Below are 25,021 nucleotides of genomic sequence, written 5' to 3' on the forward strand. Positions count from 1 at the left end.
TGCTTTCAACCTGAGGCTTGATTGTAAGAAACTGGTATTTTGATCACGTTTTCGCTATTAATGTCATTTAAGGTAACAAAATAACCGTCGTTCGCTAAGATGCCAACTGAGGTAATGAGCGGGCGGATAGGCATTCAAGCCTATCGAGTTTAATTGAAAGGATAACAGGAATGAGTGTGAATAATCAGCTAACCCGTGCCCAGTTTGATCAAGTTATGGTGCCTAATTATGCACCTTCTGCAGTGATCCCCGTTCGAGGGGAAGGAAGCCGCGTCTGGGATCAAGAAGGCAAAGAATATATCGATTTTGCCGGTGGGATAGCCGTTAACTGTTTAGGCCATTGTCATCCTGCATTAGTCGAAGCATTAAAAGCCCAGGGCGAGAAGTTATGGCACCTGTCCAATGTGATGACTAACGAACCCGCGCTGGCTCTGGCCACTAAACTGGTGAATGCCACTTTCGCCGATAAAGTGTATTTTGCCAACTCGGGTGCCGAGGCCAACGAGGCGGCATTAAAGCTGGCCCGTCGTTATGCCTTGGAAAAGTATGGCGCAGAGAAAGACCAAATAATCGCTTTCGACCAGGCTTTCCATGGTCGCACCTTCTTTACCGTCAGTGTCGGTGGTCAGGCGGCCTATTCCGATGGTTTCGGTCCTAAGCCTCAGAGCATCACCCATCTTCCATACAACGATATCGCCGCACTGGAAGCCGAAATATCCGATAAAACTTGTGCCATTATGCTCGAACCGCTACAGGGTGAAGGTGGCATTATTGATGCCGATATCGAGTTTCTCAAAGCGGTACGCGCCCTGGCCGATAAGCATAATGCTCTGGTGATTTTCGATGAGGTGCAAACCGGCGTGGGTCGTTTAGGTAAGCTTTATGCTTACATGCGCAGCGATGTCGTGCCCGATATCTTAACGACGGCCAAATCTTTAGGCGGCGGTTTTCCTATCGCCGCTATGCTGACCACTAACGAGATCGCCGAGCATCTTAAGGTGGGAACCCACGGTTCGACTTACGGTGGTAACCCATTAGCCTGTGCCATTGGTAATGCCGTACTCGATGTGGTTAACACCCCAGAAGTGCTCGATGGTGTAAAGCAGCGCGAGCAGTTATTCCGCGAGGGTTTGAATGAGATTAATGAAAAATATCATGTATTTGAGACAGTTCGTGGCCAAGGTTTACTGCTGGGCGCCGTGCTCAATGAGCAGTATAAAGGCCGCGCTAAAGAGTTTTTAGCTGCATCCGTCGATGAGGGGCTAATGACCTTAGTTGCTGGGGCCAACGTGGTCCGTTTTGCGCCTTCCCTGGTGATCCCAGAAGCCGACATTGCTGAAGGTCTGGTACGTTTTGAGCGTGCCGTTGCCAAGGTAATTGCTGGCTAAGGGGCAGATTAAGCATAACCCTCAAGGTTATGCTTTTTTGTCAGGAGACATATTTAATCTGCGAAGGCGGCTTGAGTGAAAGCAAGCCTTTGCAGCTTGAGTAAAACTAAGGAGAGCCAAGATGTTAGTTATCCGTCCTATCCGCTCAAGCGATTACGATGCCCTGTATCAGATCGCTGTCGAGTCGGGGCATGGATTCACTTCTTTACCCGTCAACGAAACCTTGCTTCGCAGCAAAATTGCCCGCGCCGAAGCCTCATTTGCTAAGTCGGTTGAAAAGCCTCTGGATGAGGGCTATTTGATGGTGATGGAGGATACGCTGATAGGGGAGGTGGTCGGCACTTGTGGTATTGAGGCCGCCGTTGGCATGGTGGATGCGTTTTACCATTACCGACTCGGTACAGAGGTCTACTACTCTGAGCAGATAGGGGTGCGCAACGAGGTGGAAACCTTGACGCTCTGCCATGACTACACTGGCTCTGCCGAGTTGTGCAGTCTGTTTCTGCGTGAGCCTTTTCGCAAAAACAATAACGGGCGCATCTTATCCCGCAGCCGTTTTCTTTTCCTCGCCCAGCACAGCGAACGTTTCGGGCAGACGGTTATCGCCGAGATGCGAGGCCGCTGCGACAGCGAAGGGAACTCTCCCTTCTACGGCTGGCTGCAACAACACTTTTTAGGGATCGACTTTACCCAGGCCGATTATCTCTCAGGGCTTGGACAGAAGGCTTTTATGGCGGAAATGATGCCTAAAAATGCCGTCTACGTTTGTCTCTTGCCCCAGGCGGCACAGAAAGTGATAGGCGAGGTGCATACCAACACCCGTCCAGCCTTGAGTCTGTTGCAGGCCGAAGGGTTTCGTTGTCGTGGTTATGTGGATATTTTCGACGGCGGCCCGACAGTTGAATGCAATCTGGAGGATATTCGCGGTGTCAGAGAGAGCCGCCTGCTGACGGTCAAAATAGGCGACATGCAGCCTTCAAAAAGCTGTTTTATTATCTCAAACACACACATAGCGGATTACCGTGCAACCTCTGCTTATCTTGCCATCGAAGAGGGGCAGACAGAGGTTTACCTGTCGGCGGAATATGCCGATGCGCTCAAGGTGGCGCAAGGTGATCAAATCCGCGTATTAGCCATGTAGGGACTGAGCTATGAGTCAATTAATCAACGGCCAATGGGTTGCCGGAGCAGGTCACGAGGTGATCTCAAAAAATCCAGCCAATAATGAGATCATCTGGCGTAGCCAAAGTGCCACGGCCGAGCAGGTCAATGAGGCGGTTAACGCCGCTCGCCATGCACAGTTTGATTGGTTCATGCTGGGATTCGAGGGCAGACTCGCTGTTGTCGAAGCCTACCGGGAACAGCTGGAAGCGAGCAAGGCTGAGCTGGCGGAAACCATAGCCCAGGAGACAGGTAAGCCCCAGTGGGAAACCGCTACAGAGGCGGCCGCCATGATAGGCAAGATAGGCCTGTCTGTGAGCGCCTATCAGAAACGTACCGGCGTGAGTGAGAATGAACTCCCCGCTGGCCGCGCTGTGCTGCGTCATAAACCTCATGGCGTGGTTGCCGTATTTGGTCCCTATAACTTCCCTGGTCATCTGCCAAATGGTCATATAGTGCCTGCACTGCTGGCGGGTAATACTGTGGTATTCAAGCCATCGGAACTCACCCCAAAAACAGCCGAGCTGATGCTCAAACTCTGGATACAGGCCGGTCTGCCTGCCGGGGTGATCAATCTGGTGCAGGGGGAAGTGGAAACTGGTAAGGCGCTGGCCTCCCACCCCCAGATAGACGGGCTTTTCTTTACCGGTAGTTCTCGCACTGGCCACCTGCTGCACCAGCAATATGCGGGTCATCCAGGCAAGATCTTAGCCCTTGAGATGGGCGGTAATAATCCGCTGATCGTTAAAGATGTTCAGGACATTCGTGCGGCGGTGCATGAGATAGTGCAGTCGGCTTATATCTCTTCGGGTCAGCGTTGTACTTGCGCCCGTCGCCTCTATGTCGCTCAAGGCGCTGATGGCGATGCCTTGTTGTCACAACTCACCGAGGCGGTGAAACAGATCAAGGTTGGCCCCTGGAACCAGGAACCTCAGCCCTTTATGGGGTCGATGATCTCTGTCGCTGCGGCCAAGGGGATGCTAGATGCACAGGCAAATCTCCTTGAGCTAGGGGCGAATATGCTGGTTGAGCTTAAGCATCTGGATAGCGAGACAGGTTTGGTTTCCCCAGGCCTTATCGATGTGACCTCTGTGAGCGAACTGCCCGACGAGGAGTATTTCGGCCCGCTGTTACAGGTGATCCGTTACCAGAACTTCGATCAAGCTATCACGCTTGCCAATGCGACCCGTTATGGCTTATCGGCAGGGCTTTTGGCCGACAGCCGTGAAGATTATGACTACTTCCTTGCCCGTATTCGCGCAGGGATTGTCAATTGGAATAAGCAGATCACAGGCGCTTCGGGCGCGGCACCATTTGGTGGCGTCGGCGCATCGGGTAATCACAGGGCGAGCGCCTTCTATGCAGCCGATTACTGTGCTTATCCTGTGGCGTCGGTCGAGGCGGATCAGGTGAGTATGCCGGGTAGTCTAAGCCCCGGATTAACCCTTTAATATGTCGAGGTAAAGAATGCATAAAGATATCAACGCACTGTTCGATGCTCTGTGGCAAGACTATGTGGCTATGACCCCCTCGGCGGCCAAGATCCATCAGTTGCTCTCTAAAGGAGAGCCCATAATCAATGACCATATTGCGCTTCGTACCTTTAATCTGGCTAAGGTGAATCTAAGCGTATTGGCTAAACATTTTGAGTCTTTGGGGTATGTCGCCTGCGGCGATTATTATTTTGAGGCGAAAAAGTTAAAGGCGAAACATTTCGAGCATCCGGACAGCATTCAGCCTAAGGTGTTTATCTCTGAACTCTTAGTCGAGGAGTTCAGTCCCGAGCTACAAACCATAGTCAAGCAGATGGTGGAGCAGGTGGATAGTGCTAGTACCACGGCCGATAACTTCCTCTATTCGGGGCGTCACTGGCAGATGGATCTGGCCACTTATGAGACTTTACTGGCCGAGAGTGAATATGCCGCTTGGGTCGCCGCCTTTGGTTATCGGGCGAATCACTTTACCGTTTCCATCAATCATCTGCCGGGCTTTGATACCTTGGCAGAGGTGAATGACACGCTCAAGCAAGCTGGGTTTGCACTCAATACCTCCGGCGGCGAGATAAAGGGCTCTGCGGCGGTATTGCTGGAGCAATCGTCGACCCTGGCCGACAGAGTGGAGGTGAGCTTTAGTGATGCTGTCGTGGCGATCCCAAGCTGTTTTTACGAGTTTGCCCTGCGCTACCCTAAGCCCAATGGTGACTTGTATACCGGCTTTGTCGCGGCCTCGGCGGATAAGATCTTTGAGAGTACCAATAATGCTATGTAATGGCTGAGGGCTCGAATTTACTTGATAGGCTAATCTTAAGCCTAATCTTTTCCCATAACGAAAAAGCCGATGTCATCATCGGCTTTTTGATTATGGGAAAGGTGTCAGATTAAACCTTGTTAAATTCAAGGCTCACCTTTAAGCCGCCTAATTCGCTGTGATTAAAATGCAGCGCTATCTCATACTGCTCGGCGATATCTTTGACTATCGACAGACCTAAACCATGCCCCATAGTGTCTTCATCCAGACGTTTGCCACGGTTGGTCAGTTGCGAAAGCTCTTCACTGGCTACCCCCGGACCATCATCTTCTATGATGAGGTGGATCTGTTTGTCATGATTGACCGCGCTGACCAAAACTCGGGTGCTGGCCCACTTGAAGGCGTTATCCAGCAGGTTTCCTATCAGCTCCATACCATCTTCGCGATGGATAGGCAGACGTGAGATGGACTCAGGCAGATTGAATTGGCAGTCAATCTGTTTGGCACCATGCACTTTTTCTAGGGTATGGGTCAGATCCTGCAGATCCTTTGGAAATTGCATCTGAGCCGCCGGTAGCATATCCCCTGTAATACGGGCTGCGGCCAGCTTACGCTCGATCATCTTATGAACCTGGTCCAACTGTTTCTGCATGGCGATGGCGGCGTCAGGATCCTTCAGGCCTAAGGCTTCCACCTGTTGCTGCATCACGGCCAGTGGTGTTTTTAGGCCGTGACTCAGGTTGCCAAGGTTATTGCGGCTACGCTCCATCTGCTTACTGGCGTACTGCAGCAGCTCATTGTAGGTGGTGGCCAATGGCGCCAGCTCTTCTGGGATACGGTTTACATCCAGATCTGTGATCTCGCCTTCTCTGAGTTTGACCAAGGCTTGTTGCATATCACTGATGGGTTTGAAAGATTGCCTGAGTACAATATAGATGCCGCAGACCATGGCTAGTAACATGGCTAGGTTTACCCCGAGTTTAGTGCCATACACCTGAGTAAATACCTGGCGGCCGATACTCAAATCCTGGGCGACGGTCAGGGTGGCATTGACCTGGGGATTTTCGCTGCTCAGCCCGACAGAGAGCAGTTGAATATCGTGGTTTTGTGGTCCTTTCGCCTGCCAGACGCGGGTTTGGCCCTTGTTCAGTGGTTTGATATTGAGTTTTTTGTCCCACAGTGAACGGGATCTGATCTCAAAATCGTTAACGTTTAGCTGATAGTAGCGGCCGGAGTACACCGGCTTATAGAAGTTAGACAGTTGGGTTGAATCGATATCAATCTCACCATTTCCGAAGGTCACAGCCAGCATGACTTGTTGTAAATCCTCTTCCAAACGGTCGATGATTGAGTCGTGAAAGGCCTGCCTTAACATAGACTCGAAGATGACAATCGCCACAACTGTTGTGATGATCACTAAGCCTGTAAGCCAGAGGTTAAGCTTAGTGCGGATCGATATCATTTTTGGATCCCGTGGAAAATATAGCCTTGGCCACGGCGGGTTTCGATCGCGGTTTTACCTAGCTTCTTACGCAGGTGAGTCACATAGACTTCAACCACATTGCTCTCTTTCTCATCGTCAAACTGATAGAGCTTATCTGTCAGTTGGGCTTTGGAGAGCAGTTTCTTGGGCGACATAAGGAAGATTTTTAACAGGCGAAACTCCATTGCGGTCAGCTCGAAATACTGATCGCCCACTGTCACGCTCTGTTGCCCCTCATCTAAGGTGACTCCCTCGAAGCTTAGCTCCTTGTTGGGGGTGCTGGCCTTACCATGGGCGCGATTAATCAGGGCGTGAATACGTGCGAGTAATTCTTGGGTATGGAAGGGTTTGCCCAGATAATCGTCGGCACCGGCATTGAACCCTTCGACTTTTTCATGCCACTGGCTGCGAGCCGTCAGCATAATGACAGGGGTATTTAACCCTTGGGTACGCCATTTTTCCAGCAGAGTGAGGCCATTGCCATCGGGGAGACCAATATCCAGAATGATACAGTCATAATTGGTCTCTTTTATCAGATAATCTGCTTCATTGGCCTTGTCGGTAATATCGGTGACATAGCCAGCTTGTTTAAGCTGTTTTTCCAGCTCTTCAACTAAAAGCGTGTTGTCTTCAACGAGCAGCAATTTCATAGCGTATTCTGCCTCTAATGGATTGTTAGTAGTGGTGCAGCAATCCAGCAAGATGCCAGATCAGTATTTATACCTGATATAACATAATACATGCTTTCATTTAGCTGATGTAGTTTAAGGCTGGATTTTGTCGACTAGGCAGGTTTTTGGCTGTATTTCATGCTGTTTTGGCTTGCCTGTGGTAGCATCGATCGTCAAAGAGATCAGGTCACCAAAGTCATTACGGATCTGCAGCGCGTAGAGCCATTGCCCCTCTTTATGATAGAGGTTGGCATCGAGCAGTTTACCCGGGCAATATTCATTAAGATTGTCTAGGGTAAAATCGAGGGAGAGAATTTTGCCTTCATCGACTAACTTTTGCGCCTGATAGTGCTCAAGTTCAATCAATGTAGAGGCATGAGTGACCGACGTCAATATAGGAATGAGCGATAATGCGCAAACAAGGTGTATCGGTTTCACAAACGCTGTCCTAAAAAAGTGGCCTGATATTACGTCAGGCCACTTTATAGAATAACTATTAAATCTAACTTAAAGTTAGATTATCTTGTACCGTATACAACAATAGTTTTACCGTGTGCTTGAATAAGATTCTGTTCTTCAAGCATTTTCAAAATACGGCCAACAGTTTCACGAGAACAGCCCACGATTTGCCCAATCTCTTGACGCGTAATCTTGATCTGCATACCGTCAGGATGAGTCATAGCATCAGGCTGTTTAGCTAGGTGCAGCAGGGTCTGTGCGATACGACCTGCAACATCGAGGAAAGCCAAGTCACCTACCTTCTGGCTGGTGCTTTGCAGGCGGTAAGCCATCTGTGAAGAAAGCTTCATTAAGATCTCTGGGTTAACCTGGATAAGTTGCTTGAACTTCTTGTAAGAGATCTCAGCGATTTCACAAGCCTGCTTAGCACGAACCCAAGCAGTACGCTCGGCTTGCTCTTCAAACAGACCTAATTCGCCGATAAAGTCGCCCTGGTTGAGGTAAGAAAGAATCATCTCTTTGCCTTCCTCATCTTTAATCAGGACGGCAACTGAGCCCTTGACTATGTAATACAAAGTATCTGAGTCTTCACCAGCATGGATCAGAGTGCTTTTGGCTGGATATTTGTGAATGTGACAGTGTGATAAAAACCATTCCAACGTTGGATCCGGTTTTGGCTTACCAATCAGAGCCATGCCTTTGTTCCTCAACTGATTTAATGTAAATACAAGAATATCCTAAATAAGCAGAATACGTCAATTGAGTGAAATGGCTTATTGGAGAACGCCATGCATGAAAGGTGGGCTGTCACGCAGCGACACTCAATATTGCTGCTTTTTAACTATGAAACAGTCGCTCGGATCTGTTTCAAATATGAAACTTTATTTTGATACAATAGTGCTGTATGTCAACAAATACTGTAAAAACCATACGTTATTTGCTTAACAATGTTGGCTAAATCACAACTCGATTAAATTATAGTGATTCGATGATCACGGCCTGCTTGACCTTGATGGCAATCGACTGCGCCTTGCCCACCCATAGCGCCTTTTCTAGGCAGTTCTCTCGCATTTTTATCGACATTTTTCTCGACATACTAGCCAAAATATTGCTAACGTTGTGCGATGCAAATTTGTACTCTGGCTAATCTGGCTAGGTAATATTTGCCCTGTTTAGGGGATTAAGGTTTTTTGGGTGTAGGAGCGTCGATAGTGAGATTAAATGCTTTAGTTGTTGTATTTGGATTATTGGTTGCCTCAACCATGAGCCAGAATGTGCAGGCATTTTCGCTTCCTCAGACACCAGAGGCAGTGACTGCCAGTAAGCTGGCTTATATTCAGTTAAAAGCGGCGCAAGGGGAGTCTGAAGCGGAGTTTTTACTGGGGCTTATGCACCTTTCAGGTCGTTTTGTTGAGACTGATGTTGAGCAAGGTGTGCTCTGGGTGCAAAAGTCGGCAGAGCAGGGACATGAGAAAGCGGCGAAAACCCTGGCAGATCTGGCATTCGACGGCAAGCTGATCCCCCGCAATCTGGCGTTAGCCGAGCACTGGTATCGCCAACTTGCGATTAAAGAGGATAAATGGGCTCAGTTTCGCTTAGGCTTTATCTATGCGGCCGGCGGACAAGGTGTGGTACGTAATTGCGGCAAGGCGGTTGATTACTTCACCTCTGTCGGCGATCAGGTTTCCCTTGGCAATGTGGTGTGGATCCTCTCCACTTGTCCTGAGTCTGAATATCGTAACGGCGATCTTGCCCTTGAGATTGGCAAAGGATTGGTGGCGGCAAATATACAAGACCCAACCTCTCTGGATAATCTTGCGGCCGCTTATGCCGAGGTAGGGGATTACACTGCGGCTGTCGATACACAGCAGAGGGCTATCGAGGCGTTAAAACAGACCGCCGAACAGAACAGGTTCGATGAGTTTGAGTCTAGGTTGCATAACTATCAGCAGCAGAAACCTTACCGAGAGGCTTTGTCTCTTAACGAATAAGCTGGGGATGACGAATAGATAAAGCTGACTTAGGTCGGCTTTTTTGTTAGCCAGCGGATGGAATATGATTGTGAGCGATAGGCTTGTGTAGATAGTTGGCTAACCGCCGGATGGAAGAAGTTAGGGACGCTAGCATACTCAAGGAAGCAAACAGATCAAGATGGGGGAATTCACTTCCAAGAGCATGCTAACTATCAGTCTTTCGCCTGAAATCCCGATGCCAAGAAGTCTACTTAGTTTGACTTAAATCAAACTTAACTCTCTCTTATTCGTTATCCAAATCGAGTAAATGCTGTCTTTTTTCCAAGAGATCGCGGATCAGTGGGGTCAGGATCAGCTCCATCGCCAGGGACATCTTGCCGCCTGGCACCACTAAGGTATTAATCCGTGACATAAAAGATCCATCTATCATCTTTAAATAATAGGGAAAGTCGACATTGTTGATGCCGCGAAAACGGATCACCACGAAGCTTTCGTCTAGGCTGGGGATCGTCTTGGCACTGAAGGGGTTAGAGGTGTCCACTGTCGGAACCCGCTGAAAGTTGATATGGGTGCGGGAAAACTGTGGCGTCATATGATTAATATAATCATCCATGCTGCGCACGATTGAGCCCATCACCTTCTCGCGGCTGTGGCCTCGCTCCGAGGTATCGCGGATGATCTTCTGGATCCACTCCAGATTGACTATGGGCACCATGCCGATCAGCAGATCCACATGCTGGGCCACATTACAATCCTCGGTCACCACTCCGCCGTGCAGCCCTTCGTAATAGAGCATATCTGTGTTTTCAGGCAATGGACGCCACTGAGTGAAGGTGCCTGGCATCTGGTTAAAAGGCACGGCCTCATCGAAGGTGTGCAGGTAGGAGCGGATCTCTCCTTTACCTGTGGCGCTATAGTCGCGAAAACATTGTTCTAAGCGGGCAAAGTCATTGGCCTCGGGCCCAAAATAACTGATATTACGATTCTCATTCTGCGCCTGACGTATCTTCAGCTCCATCTCGGGACGGGTATAGTGATGAAAGCTGTCTCCCTCAATCACAGCGGCATTGATCCCCAACTGACGGAAGATATGGCTAAAGGCTGTGGTCGTTGTTGTGGTACCGGCTCCAGAGGAACCCGTAACGGCAATAATCGGGTGTTTGGCTGACATTTTTTTACCTAAAAACGCTAAAAATAGAGGCCGTTACACAGACAGAGTCAAGCATTTACTGAGTATCGGTGGAGCAATAGTTATACGGCACAGACACCTGAAAGGTCAATCCCGCTCTTGTTGATAAGCATCAAATGAGAGTGTGTTGTTCTTGTGTCTGATGGCGATAGACTCATCATTTTCGCTGTACTCCACCACTAGCTCGCCCCTCGCCAGCGCCTGTTTACACTGCTTAATCGCCAGGGGGAAGCTATGGCTATCGAGTTCCTCGAAACTGCCATCCTCCATCTGAGTTAGCAGAAACTCTTTAATTAGGTTTTCAACTGTCGCCTCGGGTAGTTGCTGCAGGGCTTCATAGGGGACTAGCATAAGGCGCTTCCTGAGATGGTGATTCTCCCTGCTGGTCAAGCAGGAAATGGATAATGCGTTTTTCCAGATAGTATTGCGGCTTAAATGGGGTGCCGCCCTCGATAAAGCCCACGTGGCCGCCATAATTATGCAGCTCATAGGTGACCTGAGCCGAGAGTTGATCCAGAGTTGGTATCACCTCGTTATTCATAAAAGGATCGTCCTTGGCATGCATCACTAAGGTGGGCTTGGTGATATGGCGCAGATAGGGCAGGCCGCTGGCGCGATGATAATAATCTTCGACTCCGTTAAAACCATGCAGCGGTGCCGTGACCATGTCATCGAACAGATGAAAGGTGGTCAATTGTTTCACCTGTACCTGGGTGACTGGCATCTGGGCGCTTAGCGCAGGGATCGCTAACTTGTCATAGACCTTCTGTTGCAGCTGTTTAATCAGATAGCTCTGATAGACCTTAGAGAAGCCGTTTCTCAGCCGGGTAGCGCAGGCGGCTAATTGCAGCGGTGCCGACACCACAACGGCTTTCTCAATCAAGCTGTTATCGTTTTTTTCACCCAAGTATTTAGTCAGTACATTACCGCCAAGGCTGTAGCCGACCGCCAGTAGTGGGCTGCCAGGATACTGTGCGGCGATTGCGCTTAAGCTGGTGTGCAAATCCTGGGTGTCGCCGCTGTGGTAGCTGCGGGCGAGGCGATTGGTCACCCCGGAGCAGCTGCGATGATGATGCACCACGGCGCAGGTTTGTCTCAGGGATAAACTGTGCAGCAGACGCCGGGCATAATGGGATTCGGCGCTGCCCTCCAGGCCATGCACCAGCACGACTATAGGCTGATTCGCTGCGGGCTTACCGAGCCAGTCCAGATCGATAAAGTCACCATCATCCAATTCGAGACGCTGACGTTGCAGCTTTGGCGCGTTTACCTTAGTCAGTACGGGGAGTATGGTTTGGATATGGGGATTTCTGGCCCACCAGGGTGGGGAAAAAGGCGCTTGAGTCATGAAAGAGGCTGCTGAATTACTTATGTAGGTTAAGTTTATATTTTAGCGAATATCAAAGATATTTTAATTGAAATCTTTGTCGCTTGGCTTCAATGTAATACTGAATATTTATCTTTAGCCCGTCCGTTCGATTGAGGGAGGAGCATGAAAAGACGTACTTTTTTAATGACGGCACTGGCAGGAACCGGTGCGCTGGCCCTGGGGGTTAAGCTTTATACGCCGCCCCATGTGGGCATAGTCAAGTCATTGGATACAGAGCACAGGTTGCTCTTTAGTCTGCTCCTGCCCGTGTTTCTCGATGGTGCCCTGCCTCAGACCGAAGCGCTGCGAGTCGCGGCGCAAAACCGTACCTTAGATGCTATCGCCCTCACGCTACAGCAACTGCCCCGTGATGCCCGTGACGAGCTTGAACAACTGGTTGAGCTGTTAGAGTCTCGTTTGAGCCTACTGATCCTGACCGGCAGCATGACCCCTTTATTGCTGCGAACGCCAGTTCAGTTGGCTCAGATGCTGGAGCACTGGCGCCGCGGCTATCTCGATTTGATGGTGGCAGCCTATCAGGGCTTAAGAGAGCTGGTGATGAGCAGCTACTATGGCTGCCCGGATCACTGGAGCCAACTCAATTACGAAAGGCCTCTGATAGCTTAATTTTTACTTTCACCTTATGAGGAAATGGTCATTTATGGCAAGGATTTTCCAGTCGCTTTCTGCTTGTGTCACAGCTCCTGTACGGGAGAGTAAAACATGGCAATAGCCGATCCTATCGCAGAGGGCCTGGCGCGAGGCTGGAAACATATCAATGGCAGTCAATTAGATGCGCCCATTAGCCTAGAAGCCGATGTGGTGATTGTGGGCAGCGGCGCCGGCGGCGGTGTGGCGGCTGAGATCCTGGCGCAGGCGGGTTTGTCTGTGATTATCGTCGAAGGCGGGCCGCTTAAATCCTCCAGTAGTTTCGATATGGAGGAGCGTCACGCCTATCCTAACCTCTATCAACAGGCTGGCGCTTTAAAGACCAAAGACAAGGCGATCGGCATATTCCAGGGGCGTGCCGTGGGAGGCTCGACCACGATTAACTGGACCACGGCGATTCGCACCCCTGAGCCCACCTTGGCCTACTGGCAGGCAGAAAGATCAGTCTCTGGCCTCACGGCAGAAAGTTTATCGCCCTGGTTCGACAAGATGGAGCAGCGGCTCAATATCAGCCCCTGGGCTATAGCGCCTAATCGCAACAATCAGGCGCTGCTTCATGGCTGTCAATCTTTGGGGTGGCAATACAGCCAGGTCAGTCGCAATGTAAAGGGCTGCTGGAATACCGGCTATTGCGGCATGGGCTGCCCGGTTAATGCCAAGCAATCCATGCTGGTGACTAGCATTCCTGCCGCGCTGGATCTGGGCGCGACTCTGGTCAGCCATGTTAGAGTGACTAAGATAGAGCATCATAAGGATAAAATTTATGCCCTCAAGGGACAGACCCTGAACGAGTCGCTCAACTGGACGGGTGTCGAATGCTTGTTTAAGGCCAAACACTATATCTTAAGCGCCGGATCGATCCACACCCCTGTGCTGATGCTGCAATCCAAGCTGCCTGATCCTCATCAAATCATAGGGAAAGGGATATGTCTGCACCCCACCTTGCTCAGCGGCGGTCTGTTTAATGACGCCATCAATGCCCACAGTGGCGCGCCGCAGACAGTCTATAGCGATCAGTTTGTCTGGCAGGACGGAGCCGAGGGTGAGCTGGGTTATAAGCTGGAAGTCCCGCCAGTCCATCCTGTGCTTCTGGCCTCAAAAACTTTGGGTTTTGGCCTTAGTCATGCCGAGTTGATGGCGCAGTTTAATCAGCTGCAGGTAACTATCGCCTTGATTCGAGATGGGTTTCATCCCGACTCCCCAGGCGGACAGGTACACTTGACCGATCATGGTTTTGTCTTGGATTACCCCTTGGATTCCTTATTCTGGCGGGCGGCGAGACGCGCCTTCGCTAGCATGGCTGAACTGCAGTTTGCCGCCGGGGCGCAGAAAGTGCTGCCTATGAGTGACGGCGTGCCCTTTTTATCCAGCTGGAGTGAGGCAAAAAGGGCTATCGAGGAGATGAGTCTGGCACCGCTGAAAACTATTGTGGCCAGCGCCCATGTGATGGGCGGTTGTCCCATGGGGGATGACCCCAAAAAAGCCATGGTAGATGATAAGGGGCGCAGCCACTATTTCGAGAACCTGTCTGTGATGGATGGCTCGATATTTCCCACCAGTTTAGGAGCCAATCCACAGCTGTCCATCTATGGGATCACCGCCAGAAACGCCACTTTGCTGGCACAGGAGTTGACCCAGAACCCTTAAGCCTGCCCTTGGTTAAATAGGAGAGGGGTAATGGCCGCTATCGACCCCAAACAGGCTCAGGTAAAGGCGGGTGTTTTCCCCCTGGGAGCCTGATGCTTGGGGAGCAAGGGTTAACTGATTGAGTTTGTGTAGTATAAGCGCCTGGGATTTGCGCTCCAGCATTAACTCGACCTCTAGCATCTGTTGATATTCAGTATCGGCCAGATTGTATTTACTCAGCTTTCGCAGGCGGCGATAGGGGTGCAATAGCTTCTGTTCCCACACCTCCAGCTCGCTGGCCAGGTATTGCCAGTTCTCGTCGCTGAGCCCTTGCTGCTTTTGGTCGAGCCAGAGGGCGAGCAGAAGCAGATTGACATTGACCCCATACTCATCCTGCAGCATGAGAAAGTTCGCCTGCTGCTGGTGATAGAAGTTATCGCACTCTTGCCATAATGTATTGTCGAGCAATATCTTGCTTGTCATAGACACATCCTTGTTATTGATACCAACACTTATCTTATAGGGGCTTGCAGGCTGAGATTGAGCCTGCACTTTTTATCATCCCTGCTGGTTTTTGACACTCAGCTCAATGGCCTCAATCTCTTCTTGCAGGGTTAGCCACTCAAGCTCACTCTCTTCCAGCGCCTGTGAAAGCTGAGTACGCTCAGAGAGGATTTGAGTTAGTTTGGCTTTATTATCAGCTTCATACAAGCTGGTGTCAGCGAGCAGGTTCTCAATTTCGCTCAGGCGTTCGCCATGTTTTTCCTGATTGGCTTCCAGTTTGCTCTGAGCCTTTTTCAATGGTGACAGCTTCTGCCTGAGCTCGGCTTCGAGGCGCTTTTGCAGCTTCTTATCCTGTGCCGGGGTTGCCTCACTTGGGGCGTCGCTCTTGTTGTCGCTCTTGGCCGCATCCAGCAGCCATTGATGATAATCGTCCAGATCGCCATCGAAACTGCGTACTTCGCCCTGATCCACCAGGTAGTAATCGCTGCAGCTTAAGCGCAATAAATGTCTGTCGTGAGAGACGATGATCATTGCGCCCTCGAACGACTGCAGCGCCATGGTCAGGGCATGACGCATCTCGAGATCCAGGTGGTTGGTCGGCTCATCAAGCAGTAAGAGGTTAGGGCGCTGCCATACCAAGAGTGCCAGCACCAGCCGGGCTTTTTCGCCGCCGGAGAAAGGGCGCACCGGGGCAAGGGCCATATCGCCGTGAAAACCATAGCCGCCGAGAAAATCCCTCAACTCCTGTTCTCTGCGATCCGGCGCTAGGCGGGTCAGATGTTGCAGCGGCGATTCATCCAGGCGCAGAAACTCAATTTGATGCTGGGCAAAATAGCCGATATTCAGCCCAGGATTGGTCTCATAGTGGCCGCTCATGGGTTTAAGCTGCTCAGATAACAGTTTGATTAAGGTAGACTTACCCGCGCCGTTACGCCCCAGTAGTCCGATACGGGCACCGGGCACTAGATTGAGGTGTACATGGTTGAGGATCGCCTTATCGCCATAGCCGACAGAGACCTTCTCCATGGTGACCAGGGGATTGGGCAGTGCCTCGGGGGCACGAAACTCCATATAAAACGGGCTGTCGGCCTTGGATGGCAGCAGCTCTGTCATCCGCTCCAGCGCCTTTAAGCGGCTCTGAGCCTGCTTGGCTTTACTCGCCTTGTAGCGGAAGCGATCCACAAAAGATTGCATGTGGGCGCGCTCTTTCTGTTGGCGCTCGAAAGCCACCTGCTGCTGGGCCATCCGCTCGGCGCGAATACGTTCAAAGGCGCTGTAGTTGCCCTTGTAGTAGTTGAGTTTTTGGTGCTCCACATGGACGATTTCATCGACAATCCCATCGATAAAGTCCCTGTCGTGGCTGATTAAAATCAGTGTGCCCTGATAGGCTTTAATCCAGCCCTCCAGCCAGTACATGGTATCTAAGTCCAGGTGGTTGGTGGGCTCATCGAGCAGCAGAAGATCCGAGCGGCACAGTAGGGCCTGCGCCAGGTTAAGGCGCATACGCCAGCCACCGGAGAAACTCCTGACAGGATTTTGCTGCTCCGCCTCGCTAAAGCCCAGACCTGCCAGCAGGCTGGCGGCGCGAGACTGAATGCTGTAACCGCCTATGGCATCGAGCTTGCCGTGCAGCAGGGCGATGGCGTTGCCGTTGTCCTCAAGCTGGGCCTGATGCAACTCGGTTTCTAACTGACGATATTCGAGATCGCCGTCGATCACATACTCAATCGCGCTGGTATCCAGCGCAGGGGTCTCCTGCTTGACTGTGGCAATCTGCCAGCCGCCGGGTACATTGATCTCACCTTTATCTAGGCTTATCTGACCTAAGATCAACGCCAGCAACGAAGATTTTCCCGTGCCGTTGGCGCCGACTAACCCCACCTTATGGCCGGGATAGATGGTCAGTGAGGTCTCATCCAGTAAGGTCTTAGCGCCACGGATAAGCTGTGCTTGAGTAATGGTGATCATGAAAAATCGACTTGAGGTTTGCTTAGATAATGGCTGGGGATAATACCTTATTTTCGGTCATTCTCGCCATGAGATTTTTGCCACAGACAGGCCAAACAAATAGCCATTTTCGGCCTGTCTGTGGCAAAATGGTGTCATCATTAAGTAAAAGCGACACAGGTTAATCCCAAGGTGCAAAGAGTAAAGAAGCGTTTCGTAGCAGGCGCCAAATGTCCTAAGTGTCATGCCCAGGACAGTATTGTGCTATTTAAGGAGCAAGGCATTGAGACAGTCGAGTGTGTCGAATGTGATTATCGCGAGCAGCAGACTGAGCAGAAAGTGGCCGCCAAGGCCGGCGGCGAAGTGATAGGTGTCTTTAAGCCCTAAGTGGGTAGCTACGAGCTACGGGTTTCGAGCTACGGGTTTCGAGCTACGGGTTTCGAGCTACGGGTTTCGAGCTACGAGCTACGAGCTACAAGCTACAAGCTACAAGTTACAAGTTACAAGCTACGAACCTCGTTCCCCGAGCCTCAGTCCTTAAAACCTTGCTGCAAAAACAGGTGGCGGGTCTGGTTGAAACGCGACTCTTCACACTCGATAAAATCGATGGCCAACTGGGCATTTTCCTGACGAAACTTATCCAGCTTGGCAATCTCATACTCATTCATCACTATATTCATCGCTTCCACAGTCCACTCGCCTTCGCCGCGCCCAATATCCACCTCATCCGGGTCGTAATGGGTCACCATCCAGTCCTGTAACTGTTCGTTATCTATCTTGGCCTGCTGCCAGGCGCTGAGTTGCTCGATGAGTTGCTGTTTGCTGATGTTGGCTTTGGTCATCTTAATCACTCTGTCTTAGATGAAAGGAAAACTGGCGCAAGCATAGCGATAAAGCCGGATAAAAGCGATCTTCTCCGTGGAAAGCGCAGGTTCTTGAACTGGCGATTGGTATGTCGGTCAGAGGCTTTTGATAAAAAGAGATCTGCATCACCACATCCATATTGCGTTACGAGGCGGCTCAGGGTAGCTTGAGATGTTTTTTCGTCTGGAATAATAAAAATGAATAATAATACTCACTCTACCGCTGGGGCTGGCGCAACGTCAGGTTTCCCCAGAATTTTCTGGATCGCCAATGGTGTCGAACTGCTCGAACGCGCCGCCTATTATGGTGTATTCATCGTTATCACTCTCTACCTGTCACGTATCTTAGGTTTCAGCGATGTTGAAGCCGCCTGGCTTGCGGGTTCATTCTCCGCCGGTCTCTACTTCCTGCCCACCTTCAGTGGTGCCCTGGCCGATAAGATAGGTTTTCGTGGCGCCCTGTTGCTCGCTTTTGGTCTGCTGACCATAGGTTATGCGGCCCTTGCCGTCTTCCCGCTGCTGATTGAGACTCAGGGGCTGGTGGAATATGGCCGCGAGACTGTCTATCACGGCCTGAAAGAGGCTGACATCCGCTGGGCGATTGTGCCTATCCTTATTGTTATCATGATAGGCGGCTCGTTTATCAAGGCGGTGATCACAGGCACTGTGGCGCTGTCGACCACCACAGAGACTCGCGCCAAGGGCTTCTCCATCTTCTACATGATGGTCAATATCGGCGCCTTCTCGGGTAAGACAGTGGTGAAACCGCTGCGTGAGTCCATGGGGGATCTGGGGCTGATTAACCTCAATTACTTTGCCGCGGCCATGACGCTTATCGCGTTTTTCAGTATTTTGCTCTTCTTCAAGAGCACAGAGGAGAGCCGCTCTAGCAAGAGTATGGGGGAGATCTGGCAGGCCTTAGTTAAAGTGATCTGCAATGCGCGTCTTATCATGCTTATTCTTATCATCACAGGTTTCTGGATGGTGCAGCATCAGCTATACGCCACCATGCCGAAATATGTGCTGCGTATGGCCGGTGAAGGCTCATCGCCCTCCTGGTATGCGAACGTCAATCCGCTGGTGGTCTTCCTCTGCGTCAGCCTGGTGACTGGCATGATGGCCAAGCGCAGTGCGCTGAGCTCCATGACTGTGGGTATGTTTATCATGCCGGTATCGGCACTTTTGATGGCATCGGGCAACATGTTTGCTGGCACTGATACCATCTTGGGGATGCACCCAATCGCGGCCATGATGATCATAGGTATCGTCTTCCAAGGCCTAGCCGAGTGTTTCATCTCGCCGCGCTTCTTAGAGTATTTCTCCTTGCAAGCTCCTAAGGGCGAAGAGGGGATGTACCTTGGCTTCTCGCATCTGCACTCCTTTATCAGTTCCTTGCTAGGTTTTGGTCTGTCGGGCTACTTGCTAGAGGCCTATTGTCCCGATCCGCGCCTCTTTAGCGACCACGCCGCCTGGGTTGAGGCCTCATCCAATGCACACTATATCTGGTATGTGTTTGCCGCCATTGCCAGCATCTCGGCTCTTGCCCTGATTGTCTATGGCGCCGTGATCAAGCGTCTCGATGCCAAGAAAGAGACAGACGCCGAACTGGCTCCGGCTTAAGGCTCGACATCCTTGCCGCCGCAGTCGTTTGCGGCGGCAAGGATTAAACTTCCTCACCCTTAGCAGCATAGCCCTGCAATAACTGCTATAATCGCCGCCATATCCATGTAAGCCTTGATTCATCTTTATCTGGGCTGCCATCACACTGCATAAAGTGCGCCCTCAGGTCTGCAACCCTTGTGCGTATCATTAGGAAAATACCGTGAGTCAATCTGACAAGAATACCCCAAGTGCGGCTTTTGACAGCCTGTCATTAAAACCGGCTCTGCTCGATACCCTTAGAACCATAGGGTTTGAGACCATGACGCCCATTCAGGCTGCCAGTCTGCCCGCCATTTTAAATGGCGAGGATGTGATAGGTCAGGGTAAGACAGGCTCAGGCAAAACTGCCGCCTTTGGTCTTGGATTGCTCAATAAACTTGATGTAAAACGCTTTCGTATTCAATCCTTAGTGATGTGCCCCACAAGAGAGCTGGCGGATCAAGTGGCTGCCGATCTGCGCACCCTGGCGCGCGGTATCCACAACATTAAAATTTTGACTCTGTGTGGCGGCGTGCCCATGGGGCCGCAAATTGGCTCATTGGAACATGGCGCCCATATTATTGTGGGGACACCCGGGCGTATTATCGATCACCTGGACAGAGGCCGTTTAGATTTAGAAAACGTCAATATGCTGGTGCTTGATGAAGCGGATCGCATGCTGGAGATGGGCTTTCAAAAAGAGCTGGATGCCATCATGCTGGAAGTGCCCCGCGAGCGCCAGACTCTGCTGTTCAGCGCCACTTTCCCCGAGCAGATTAAGGTCATCAGCCAGCAGTTTATGATAGATCCTGTCATGGTGAAGGTGGAGCAGAAACATGATGGCAGCAGCATAGCCCAGCATTTCTACGAGTGCGGCAATAATAACGATCGCTTCAAGGCATTGCAGCTGTTATTGCTGGCCCATCGCCCCGAGAGCGCCGTGGTGTTTTGTAATACCAAGCGCGAGACCAAGGATGTGGCCGCCAAATTAGCCAATGCCGGTTTCAGTGTGGTCGCCCTGCACGGGGATCTGGAGCAGAGAGACCGCGACCAGATGCTGCTTCAGTTTGCCAATAAGAGTGCCAGCGTCATGGTGGCTACCGATGTGGCGGCTCGCGGTCTGGATATCGACGCCTTGGATATGGTGGTCAACTATCATCTGGCCCACGACACTGAGGTGCATATTCACCGTATCGGCCGAACAGGACGCGCGGGCAGTCAGGGCGCGGCCCATACCTTCTTTAATCAGGAAGAGATGCAAAAAATCCTGCTGCTGGAGGATGAGCTTGGCCGCGAGATTATCGCTGAGCCCTTGCCCGATGAGAGTCTGCTGCAAACTGCGCCGCCTCAACCTACCATGGTCACGATTCAGATTGACGGCGGTAAGAAGCAGAAGGTGCGCCCCGGTGACATCTTAGGCTGTCTTACCGGAGATAACGGCATTGCGGGCACTGAGGTGGGTAAGATCAAGATCACCGAGTTTCGCTCCTATGTGGCTGTGGATCGCAAGGTGCTGAAGAAGGCGCTCAATAAAATCGTTAAAGGTAAGCTCAAAGGCAAAAACTATCGCGCCTGGGAGCTAAAATAGCCTTAATCTAAGATCGCCGCCGCTATTAGAATCAGCCGTTATTGCAATCAGCCGCTATTCCAATCTGTCGCTATTAGAACCAGCCGAAATAACAAGAAAAAGGGAGCCAACCTAGGTTAGCTCCCTTTTGTTATTTAAGCCCACGGGGCTGGTGGGCTGGGGGGCAGAGGGCAAAGGCCTGAGGACTTATGCGTTAGCTCTTGGCCGTGGCTCCAGGCTTGGCGCGACGAGAACGACGACGAGCGGGCGCGTTGCCATCTCTGTGCTCACTCTTACCTTGGTGTGGTCGGCGAGCCTTATTCGGTTTAGATTTATCTGCCTGACCCTGTTTATCTTTCTCAGCCGCTTTTTGAGGCTCGATTTTGTCTGTTTTAGTGCCTGCTTTATTGCCAGCCTTGTTGCCCGATTTATTGCCCGTGTTATTGCCCGCTTTATTGTGATTGGCTTTGTCTGTGCTGGTTTGATTCGAGCGCGAAGCTGCACGGCGATTGCCTTGTTTAGCTGCGGCGTTGCGCGGGCCTTTATGTTGTCCGTGACGTTTAGGCGTCAGCTGGGTTTCGGGTAGGCTGTGAGTCGGCTCGAAACCTTCGACTTCACTGCGGGGCAGATTCTTACCTATCAGACGTTCGATATCGGCGAGCAATTTAGTTTCTTCGCTGCTCACCAAAGAGATAGCCTTACCATTGGCGCCGGCGCGGCCAGTGCGGCCAATACGATGGACATAATCTTCTGGCACATTGGGCAGATCGAAATTAACCACTTGGGGAAGCTGGTCGATATCTAGGCCACGGGCGGCAATATCGGTTGCCACCAAAACACGCACTTCGCCACTTTTGAAATTCGCCAGTGCTTTGGTGCGCGCGCCTTGGCTTTTATTGCCATGAATCGCTGCGGCTGTGATCCCTTTATCGTCCAGGCTTTTTGCCAGACGGTTGGCGCCATGTTTAGTGCGACTAAATACCAATACCTGTTGCCAGTCGTGCGCCTTGATCAACTTGATCAAGGCTGCCGATTTACGGGTTTTATCCACCGGGCAGATCAGTTGCTCGACACTGTTAGCCGTGGTGTTACGCGGCGTCACAGATATTTCAACGGGATGATTCACTAAGCTTTTTGCTAAGGTGCGGATCTCATCTGAAAAAGTGGCCGAGAACATCAGGTTTTGACGTTTGGGCGGTAAAATTTTCAAGACTTTTTTGATGTCATGGATAAAGCCCATATCCAGCATACGGTCGGCTTCGTCAAGGACTAAAATTTCTAGCTGGCTAAAACTTAAGGCGTTTTGGTTATAGAGATCTAACAAACGTCCCGGCGTTGCCACCAAAATATCGACGCCGCGACTGAGCTGTTTAATTTGCGGCACTATCCCCACACCACCAAATACCACGGCGCTGCGAAGGGGCAGATGCTTCCCATAAGTTGTTACACTTTCGGCAATTTGCGCCGCTAGCTCCCGTGTCGGTGTTAATACCAAGGCGCGAACCTGCTTGGTTCGGGCGCGTTCACCCCGGCTGAGCAGTTCGAGTAATGGCAAGGTAAAACCTGCGGTTTTTCCTGTTCCGGTTTGCGCTGCGGCCATCACATCTTTGCCTGCCAATACCGCCGGGATAGCCTGGGCTTGGATAGGCGAAGGGGTTTGGTAACCTTTTTGCTCGACAGCTTTTAAAATAGGAGCAGATAAACCTAGGGAGGAAAAACTCATAGATGGGTCTCTTGAGGCTGCTTAAACAGCGAAATTCAGGGGCCAAGTACCTTGGCGGGCGTGCAGCTTACAGGATCTGCCTGCTGAGCGCTAATTATTCGCGATTTCAGAGAATAAAACCGACACCAACCTATGCAGTTTAGCTTAAGCTTTACGGGTGGATCACATGATGTGAGCCACAGTTTTTGGGCTTGAGTAGCGATAATGTAATTTAATCACGTTATTCGCGCTATCATGATTGAGTTTTGTGCAAATGGGACTACAATAGCCGCCTTTCTCAGATTGGCAGCCAAAGTTCTGTCGATTGAGGCAATTAGCTACATTCCCACTCGAAGATCGAATTAGGAAACAAGATGACACAACAAAAGAAATACGGTCTTCGTGTGAGCGAAGATAACGGCAGCTGGACGGCGCAGATCATTCGTCGCATGACGGCCCGCAAAAACGTGGTGACTAAGACCCAGGCGGGCTTTGCCAGCGAAGCGGAAGCGACAAGCTGGGGCGAACAGGCGCTAAAGGAGCTGCTGGAAAACCTGATGGTGCGTAACGAGCGCCGTGCCAAGCAGCGTGCCGAGCGTACTCAGGCCACAGCCGATAAAGAAGCCGCCGCCCAGAAATGGCGCGACGAGCGTGACAGTCGCAGCGACAGCGATGACTTTGACTTCGATGATGATTTTGATGACGAATAGTCGTTAATCTTTGCAGTCATCAACAAGACGAATAAAAAGCCCGAATGTTACAAATAACATTCGGGCTTTTTTACGCTTATCGCTTATCGCTTATCGCTTATCGCTTATCGCTTACGGCTTATGGCTTAAGACGACTCAGCTGCGGGGTGCGCGGCGGAACCATGCGTCTATTACCCGTTGCCTCGAAGGCACTGGCAAATTTCAGCAGGTGATTGTCGTCATAGGCGCGGCCAGCGAAGGTCAGCCCTACCGGCATGCCGATATCGGCCATCACGCCCATAGGAACCGTTACCGTTGGCACACCTAAGTGGCGAATCGCCAGGTTACCGTTGGCGACCCAAACACCGTTGCTCCAGGCGATATCGGCAGAGGCCGGATTCACATGGGCATCGGCCGGCCCCACATCCGCCACAGTCGGGAAGAGCACGGCGTCGAGTTTAAGCTCATCCATCCAGTCTTCCAGATCCAGCTTGCGGGTCTTTTCTAAACCGCGCAGGCCATCGGGGATGCTGTCGATTTCGTCATAGGCTTTCAGGCCGCGTTTGGCCATATTGACATACTCTTCCATGCCCGCCGCCAGATCGCCCTCACGATTAGGCAGGGTGCCGAGATCGTGGGGGAAGATATGATAGCCGTTCACATCTTCCAATTTATTAAGCTTAGGGTCGTTGTTGGCGCGCAAAAACTCATCGAACGCCCAGCCAGACAGCTCCCACAGCTCATCTTCGAGAAACTCTGGCGTGACTATGCCTCGGTTGAACACTGTCGGCGCGCCAGGGCGGTCGCCTTCACAGTTAGATACCAGCGGGAAGTCCACTTCAATCACTTCTGCGCCAGCCGCTTCCAATGCTTCACGAGCTGTTTGCCAGAGATCGATCACTGACTCTCGGGTATGGATACGCTGCCCCGTCGGTCCGCCAATTCCTGGGTTCTCGCTGGTGCCCGCCAGTTCATCCTTATTGATGTACATGCGCGGCACGCCGAAACGCTTACCCTTGAGGCTGTCAGCTTGGGCTGCTAGCTCAAGATAAGACTCTGGGCGCACCTCGGAGGCTTTGGGGATACTCACCCAAGGTTGTAAGCGCCATAGATCGCCGCGGGTCACTGGGTCATCGGCCACGATCACATCCAGCACTTCGAGCAGATCGGTCATGGTGCGGGTATAGGGCACGACTACATCCATGGTTGGGGTCAGTGGCCAGTTGCCACGCACCGAGATCACCCCACGTGATGGCGTATAGGCGCACAGACCATTGTTGGATGCGGGCCCGCGGCCGCTCGACCAGGTCTCTTCGGCTAGGCCGAATGCCGAGTAGCTGGCGGCCGTGCCTGTGCCCGCGCCGTTGGATGAGCCGGACGCGAAAGGCGCGGTCAGGTAGTCGGCGTTGTAGGGGCTCTCGGCGCGGCCATAATGACCACGCTGCATGCCGCCATTGGCCATGGGGGGCATATTGGTCTTGCCTAAACAGATGGCACCGCCAGCGCGCAAACGCTCGACGGCGAAGGCATCATACTGGGCGACTAAGTCTTTAAAGGCCGGACTGCCGGAGGCCGCCGTCAATCCCTTCACCAGATAGCTGTCCTTGGCGGTATAGGGAATACCGTCCAGTGGGCTTAAGGTTTTACCGGCCGCGCGGCGCGCATCAGACGCCTTGGCTTCCTCTATTGCATCGGGATTAGGCACCACAAGCGCATTAAGCTTGGTTTGTGTCGCTGGGCCATCATAGGCTTCAATCCGCGCCAGATACGACTGCACCAGTTCGACTGCAGTGGTGCGACCCGATTCGAGGGCGGCGCGCAGCTCGGCAATAGACACTTCGGTCACTTCAAACGCTTTAGTCACTTCAATCAT

The 25,021-nt window shown here is 51.5% G+C and carries 23 protein-coding genes; 11 read left to right on the forward strand and 12 right to left on the reverse strand.

Features of this window, described 5'->3' with window-relative positions; translation table 11 throughout:
* Window positions 1–170 precede the first annotated feature (170 nt).
* The 4 genes from LZP69_RS00285 (at window position 171) to LZP69_RS00300 (ending at window position 4,817) form a co-directional block, all read left to right on the forward strand.
* Window positions 171–1,388, forward strand: a complete 1,218-nt coding sequence (locus LZP69_RS00285) for an aspartate aminotransferase family protein (RefSeq protein WP_234198056.1) — start codon at window positions 171–173, stop codon at window positions 1,386–1,388.
* Window positions 1,389–1,509: 121 nt separating this feature from the next.
* A complete protein-coding gene (gene astA / locus LZP69_RS00290) occupies window positions 1,510–2,529 on the forward strand; it encodes an arginine N-succinyltransferase (protein WP_234198057.1) in 1,020 nt (339 codons plus the stop codon).
* A gap of 10 nt (window positions 2,530–2,539) precedes the next feature.
* Entirely contained in the window at window positions 2,540–4,000 is a 1,461-nt protein-coding gene (gene astD / locus LZP69_RS00295) for a succinylglutamate-semialdehyde dehydrogenase (protein ID WP_234198058.1), read from the forward strand.
* A 16-nt stretch (window positions 4,001–4,016) separates the two neighbouring features.
* Entirely contained in the window at window positions 4,017–4,817 is an 801-nt protein-coding gene (locus tag LZP69_RS00300) for a DUF1338 domain-containing protein (protein WP_234198059.1), read from the forward strand.
* 109 nt (window positions 4,818–4,926) lie between these two features.
* On the opposite strand, the gene LZP69_RS00305 is transcribed toward LZP69_RS00300, so the two are convergent.
* The 4 genes from LZP69_RS00305 to crp all read right to left on the reverse strand — a co-directional run bounded on the left by LZP69_RS00305 (window position 4,927) and on the right by crp (window position 8,104).
* A complete protein-coding gene (locus LZP69_RS00305; RefSeq protein WP_234198060.1) occupies window positions 4,927–6,258 on the reverse strand; it encodes an ATP-binding protein in 1,332 nt (443 codons plus the stop codon).
* Window positions 6,255–6,929 (reverse strand): response regulator, encoded by a 675-nt coding sequence (locus LZP69_RS00310; RefSeq protein WP_234198061.1) that lies wholly within the window; start codon window positions 6,927–6,929, stop codon window positions 6,255–6,257. Before LZP69_RS00310 ends, LZP69_RS00305 begins: the two co-directional genes overlap by 4 nt.
* A gap of 114 nt (window positions 6,930–7,043) precedes the next feature.
* Window positions 7,044–7,388, reverse strand: a complete 345-nt coding sequence (locus LZP69_RS00315; protein WP_234198062.1) for a PepSY domain-containing protein — start codon at window positions 7,386–7,388, stop codon at window positions 7,044–7,046.
* A gap of 80 nt (window positions 7,389–7,468) precedes the next feature.
* Window positions 7,469–8,104 carry a cAMP-activated global transcriptional regulator CRP gene (crp, locus tag LZP69_RS00320; protein WP_011864391.1) on the reverse strand — a complete coding sequence of 212 codons (636 nt, stop codon included), beginning with the start codon at window positions 8,102–8,104 and terminating at the stop codon, window positions 7,469–7,471.
* A gap of 516 nt (window positions 8,105–8,620) precedes the next feature.
* Between crp and LZP69_RS00325 the strand changes: the two genes are divergently transcribed.
* Entirely contained in the window at window positions 8,621–9,400 is a 780-nt protein-coding gene (locus tag LZP69_RS00325; RefSeq protein WP_442800649.1) for a tetratricopeptide repeat protein, read from the forward strand.
* 265 nt (window positions 9,401–9,665) lie between these two features.
* On the opposite strand, the gene LZP69_RS00330 is transcribed toward LZP69_RS00325, so the two are convergent.
* From LZP69_RS00330 to LZP69_RS00340, 3 genes are all read right to left on the reverse strand, one after another.
* Window positions 9,666–10,553 (reverse strand): phosphoribulokinase, encoded by an 888-nt coding sequence (locus tag LZP69_RS00330; protein WP_234198063.1) that lies wholly within the window; start codon window positions 10,551–10,553, stop codon window positions 9,666–9,668.
* Between the two features lie 105 nt (window positions 10,554–10,658).
* Window positions 10,659–10,922, reverse strand: coding sequence for a YheU family protein (locus LZP69_RS00335; RefSeq protein WP_234198064.1), 264 nt, complete (start codon window positions 10,920–10,922; stop codon window positions 10,659–10,661).
* Window positions 10,906–11,919 (reverse strand): hydrolase, encoded by a 1,014-nt coding sequence (locus tag LZP69_RS00340; protein ID WP_234198065.1) that lies wholly within the window; start codon window positions 11,917–11,919, stop codon window positions 10,906–10,908. The genes LZP69_RS00335 and LZP69_RS00340 overlap by 17 nt, the downstream gene beginning before the upstream one ends.
* Before the next feature lie 144 nt (window positions 11,920–12,063).
* On the opposite strand from LZP69_RS00340, the gene LZP69_RS00345 reads away from it, so the two are divergent.
* Both LZP69_RS00345 and LZP69_RS00350 read left to right on the forward strand, forming a co-directional pair.
* Window positions 12,064–12,567 carry a TAT leader-containing periplasmic protein gene (locus LZP69_RS00345; RefSeq protein WP_234198066.1) on the forward strand — a complete coding sequence of 168 codons (504 nt, stop codon included), beginning with the start codon at window positions 12,064–12,066 and terminating at the stop codon, window positions 12,565–12,567.
* Between the two features lie 96 nt (window positions 12,568–12,663).
* Window positions 12,664–14,256: a GMC family oxidoreductase gene (locus LZP69_RS00350; RefSeq protein WP_234198067.1), complete on the forward strand. Its 1,593-nt coding sequence runs from the start codon at window positions 12,664–12,666 to the stop codon at window positions 14,254–14,256.
* Between the two features lie 12 nt (window positions 14,257–14,268).
* Here the strand turns inward: LZP69_RS00350 and LZP69_RS00355 are convergent, their stop codons facing one another.
* Window positions 14,269–14,718 carry a TIGR02444 family protein gene (locus LZP69_RS00355; RefSeq protein WP_234198068.1) on the reverse strand — a complete coding sequence of 150 codons (450 nt, stop codon included), beginning with the start codon at window positions 14,716–14,718 and terminating at the stop codon, window positions 14,269–14,271.
* A 75-nt stretch (window positions 14,719–14,793) separates the two neighbouring features.
* Complete coding sequence (locus LZP69_RS00360) at window positions 14,794–16,707, reverse strand: ABC transporter ATP-binding protein (protein WP_234198069.1); 1,914 nt, start codon at window positions 16,705–16,707, stop codon at window positions 14,794–14,796.
* A gap of 171 nt (window positions 16,708–16,878) precedes the next feature.
* On the opposite strand from LZP69_RS00360, the gene LZP69_RS00365 reads away from it, so the two are divergent.
* Complete coding sequence (locus LZP69_RS00365) at window positions 16,879–17,073, forward strand: YheV family putative zinc ribbon protein (protein WP_234198070.1); 195 nt, start codon at window positions 16,879–16,881, stop codon at window positions 17,071–17,073.
* 143 nt (window positions 17,074–17,216) lie between these two features.
* On the opposite strand, the gene LZP69_RS00370 is transcribed toward LZP69_RS00365, so the two are convergent.
* The gene (locus LZP69_RS00370; RefSeq protein ID WP_234198071.1) at window positions 17,217–17,528 is read right to left on the reverse strand and encodes a hypothetical protein; all 312 of its coding nucleotides are present in this window, start codon (window positions 17,526–17,528) and stop codon (window positions 17,217–17,219) included.
* 219 nt (window positions 17,529–17,747) lie between these two features.
* Between LZP69_RS00370 and LZP69_RS00375 the strand changes: the two genes are divergently transcribed.
* Complete coding sequence (locus LZP69_RS00375; protein WP_234198072.1) at window positions 17,748–19,169, forward strand: MFS transporter; 1,422 nt, start codon at window positions 17,748–17,750, stop codon at window positions 19,167–19,169.
* A 202-nt stretch (window positions 19,170–19,371) separates the two neighbouring features.
* On the forward strand, window positions 19,372–20,778 hold the full coding sequence (dbpA, locus tag LZP69_RS00380) for an ATP-dependent RNA helicase DbpA (RefSeq protein WP_234198073.1): 1,407 nt from the start codon (window positions 19,372–19,374) through the stop codon (window positions 20,776–20,778).
* A gap of 193 nt (window positions 20,779–20,971) precedes the next feature.
* Here the strand turns inward: dbpA and LZP69_RS00385 are convergent, their stop codons facing one another.
* Complete coding sequence (locus LZP69_RS00385) at window positions 20,972–22,480, reverse strand: DEAD/DEAH box helicase (RefSeq protein ID WP_234198074.1); 1,509 nt, start codon at window positions 22,478–22,480, stop codon at window positions 20,972–20,974.
* 353 nt (window positions 22,481–22,833) lie between these two features.
* Between LZP69_RS00385 and LZP69_RS00390 the strand changes: the two genes are divergently transcribed.
* The gene (locus LZP69_RS00390; RefSeq protein WP_234198075.1) at window positions 22,834–23,169 is read left to right on the forward strand and encodes a DUF3622 domain-containing protein; all 336 of its coding nucleotides are present in this window, start codon (window positions 22,834–22,836) and stop codon (window positions 23,167–23,169) included.
* Between the two features lie 118 nt (window positions 23,170–23,287).
* Here LZP69_RS00390 and LZP69_RS00395 read toward each other — a convergent pair whose 3' ends face one another.
* Window positions 23,288–25,021, reverse strand: a complete 1,734-nt coding sequence (locus tag LZP69_RS00395; RefSeq protein WP_234198076.1) for an amidase — start codon at window positions 25,019–25,021, stop codon at window positions 23,288–23,290.

Source organism: Shewanella sp. AS1 (genome assembly GCF_021412565.1).
Classification (GTDB): Bacteria; Pseudomonadota; Gammaproteobacteria; order Enterobacterales; family Shewanellaceae; genus Shewanella.

Coding starts and splice junctions, on each gene's coding strand:
- LZP69_RS00285 (WP_234198056.1), top strand. CDS start 171: ATGAGTGTGAATAATCAGCTAACCCGTGCCCAGTTTGATCAAGTTATG.
- astA (WP_234198057.1), top strand. CDS start 1,510: ATGTTAGTTATCCGTCCTATCCGCTCAAGCGATTACGATGCCCTGTAT.
- astD (WP_234198058.1), top strand. CDS start 2,540: ATGAGTCAATTAATCAACGGCCAATGGGTTGCCGGAGCAGGTCACGAG.
- LZP69_RS00300 (WP_234198059.1), top strand. CDS start 4,017: ATGCATAAAGATATCAACGCACTGTTCGATGCTCTGTGGCAAGACTAT.
- LZP69_RS00305 (WP_234198060.1), bottom strand. CDS start 6,258: ATGATATCGATCCGCACTAAGCTTAACCTCTGGCTTACAGGCTTAGTG.
- LZP69_RS00310 (WP_234198061.1), bottom strand. CDS start 6,929: ATGAAATTGCTGCTCGTTGAAGACAACACGCTTTTAGTTGAAGAGCTG.
- crp (WP_011864391.1), bottom strand. CDS start 8,104: ATGGCTCTGATTGGTAAGCCAAAACCGGATCCAACGTTGGAATGGTTT.
- LZP69_RS00330 (WP_234198063.1), bottom strand. CDS start 10,553: ATGTCAGCCAAACACCCGATTATTGCCGTTACGGGTTCCTCTGGAGCC.
- LZP69_RS00335 (WP_234198064.1), bottom strand. CDS start 10,922: ATGCTAGTCCCCTATGAAGCCCTGCAGCAACTACCCGAGGCGACAGTT.
- LZP69_RS00340 (WP_234198065.1), bottom strand. CDS start 11,919: ATGACTCAAGCGCCTTTTTCCCCACCCTGGTGGGCCAGAAATCCCCAT.
- LZP69_RS00345 (WP_234198066.1), top strand. CDS start 12,064: ATGAAAAGACGTACTTTTTTAATGACGGCACTGGCAGGAACCGGTGCG.
- LZP69_RS00350 (WP_234198067.1), top strand. CDS start 12,664: ATGGCAATAGCCGATCCTATCGCAGAGGGCCTGGCGCGAGGCTGGAAA.
- LZP69_RS00355 (WP_234198068.1), bottom strand. CDS start 14,718: ATGACAAGCAAGATATTGCTCGACAATACATTATGGCAAGAGTGCGAT.
- LZP69_RS00360 (WP_234198069.1), bottom strand. CDS start 16,707: ATGATCACCATTACTCAAGCACAGCTTATCCGTGGCGCTAAGACCTTA.
- LZP69_RS00370 (WP_234198071.1), bottom strand. CDS start 17,528: ATGACCAAAGCCAACATCAGCAAACAGCAACTCATCGAGCAACTCAGC.
- LZP69_RS00375 (WP_234198072.1), top strand. CDS start 17,748: ATGAATAATAATACTCACTCTACCGCTGGGGCTGGCGCAACGTCAGGT.
- LZP69_RS00385 (WP_234198074.1), bottom strand. CDS start 22,480: ATGAGTTTTTCCTCCCTAGGTTTATCTGCTCCTATTTTAAAAGCTGTC.
- LZP69_RS00390 (WP_234198075.1), top strand. CDS start 22,834: ATGACACAACAAAAGAAATACGGTCTTCGTGTGAGCGAAGATAACGGC.
- LZP69_RS00395 (WP_234198076.1), bottom strand. CDS start 25,021: ATGATTGAAGTGACTAAAGCGTTTGAAGTGACCGAAGTGTCTATTGCC.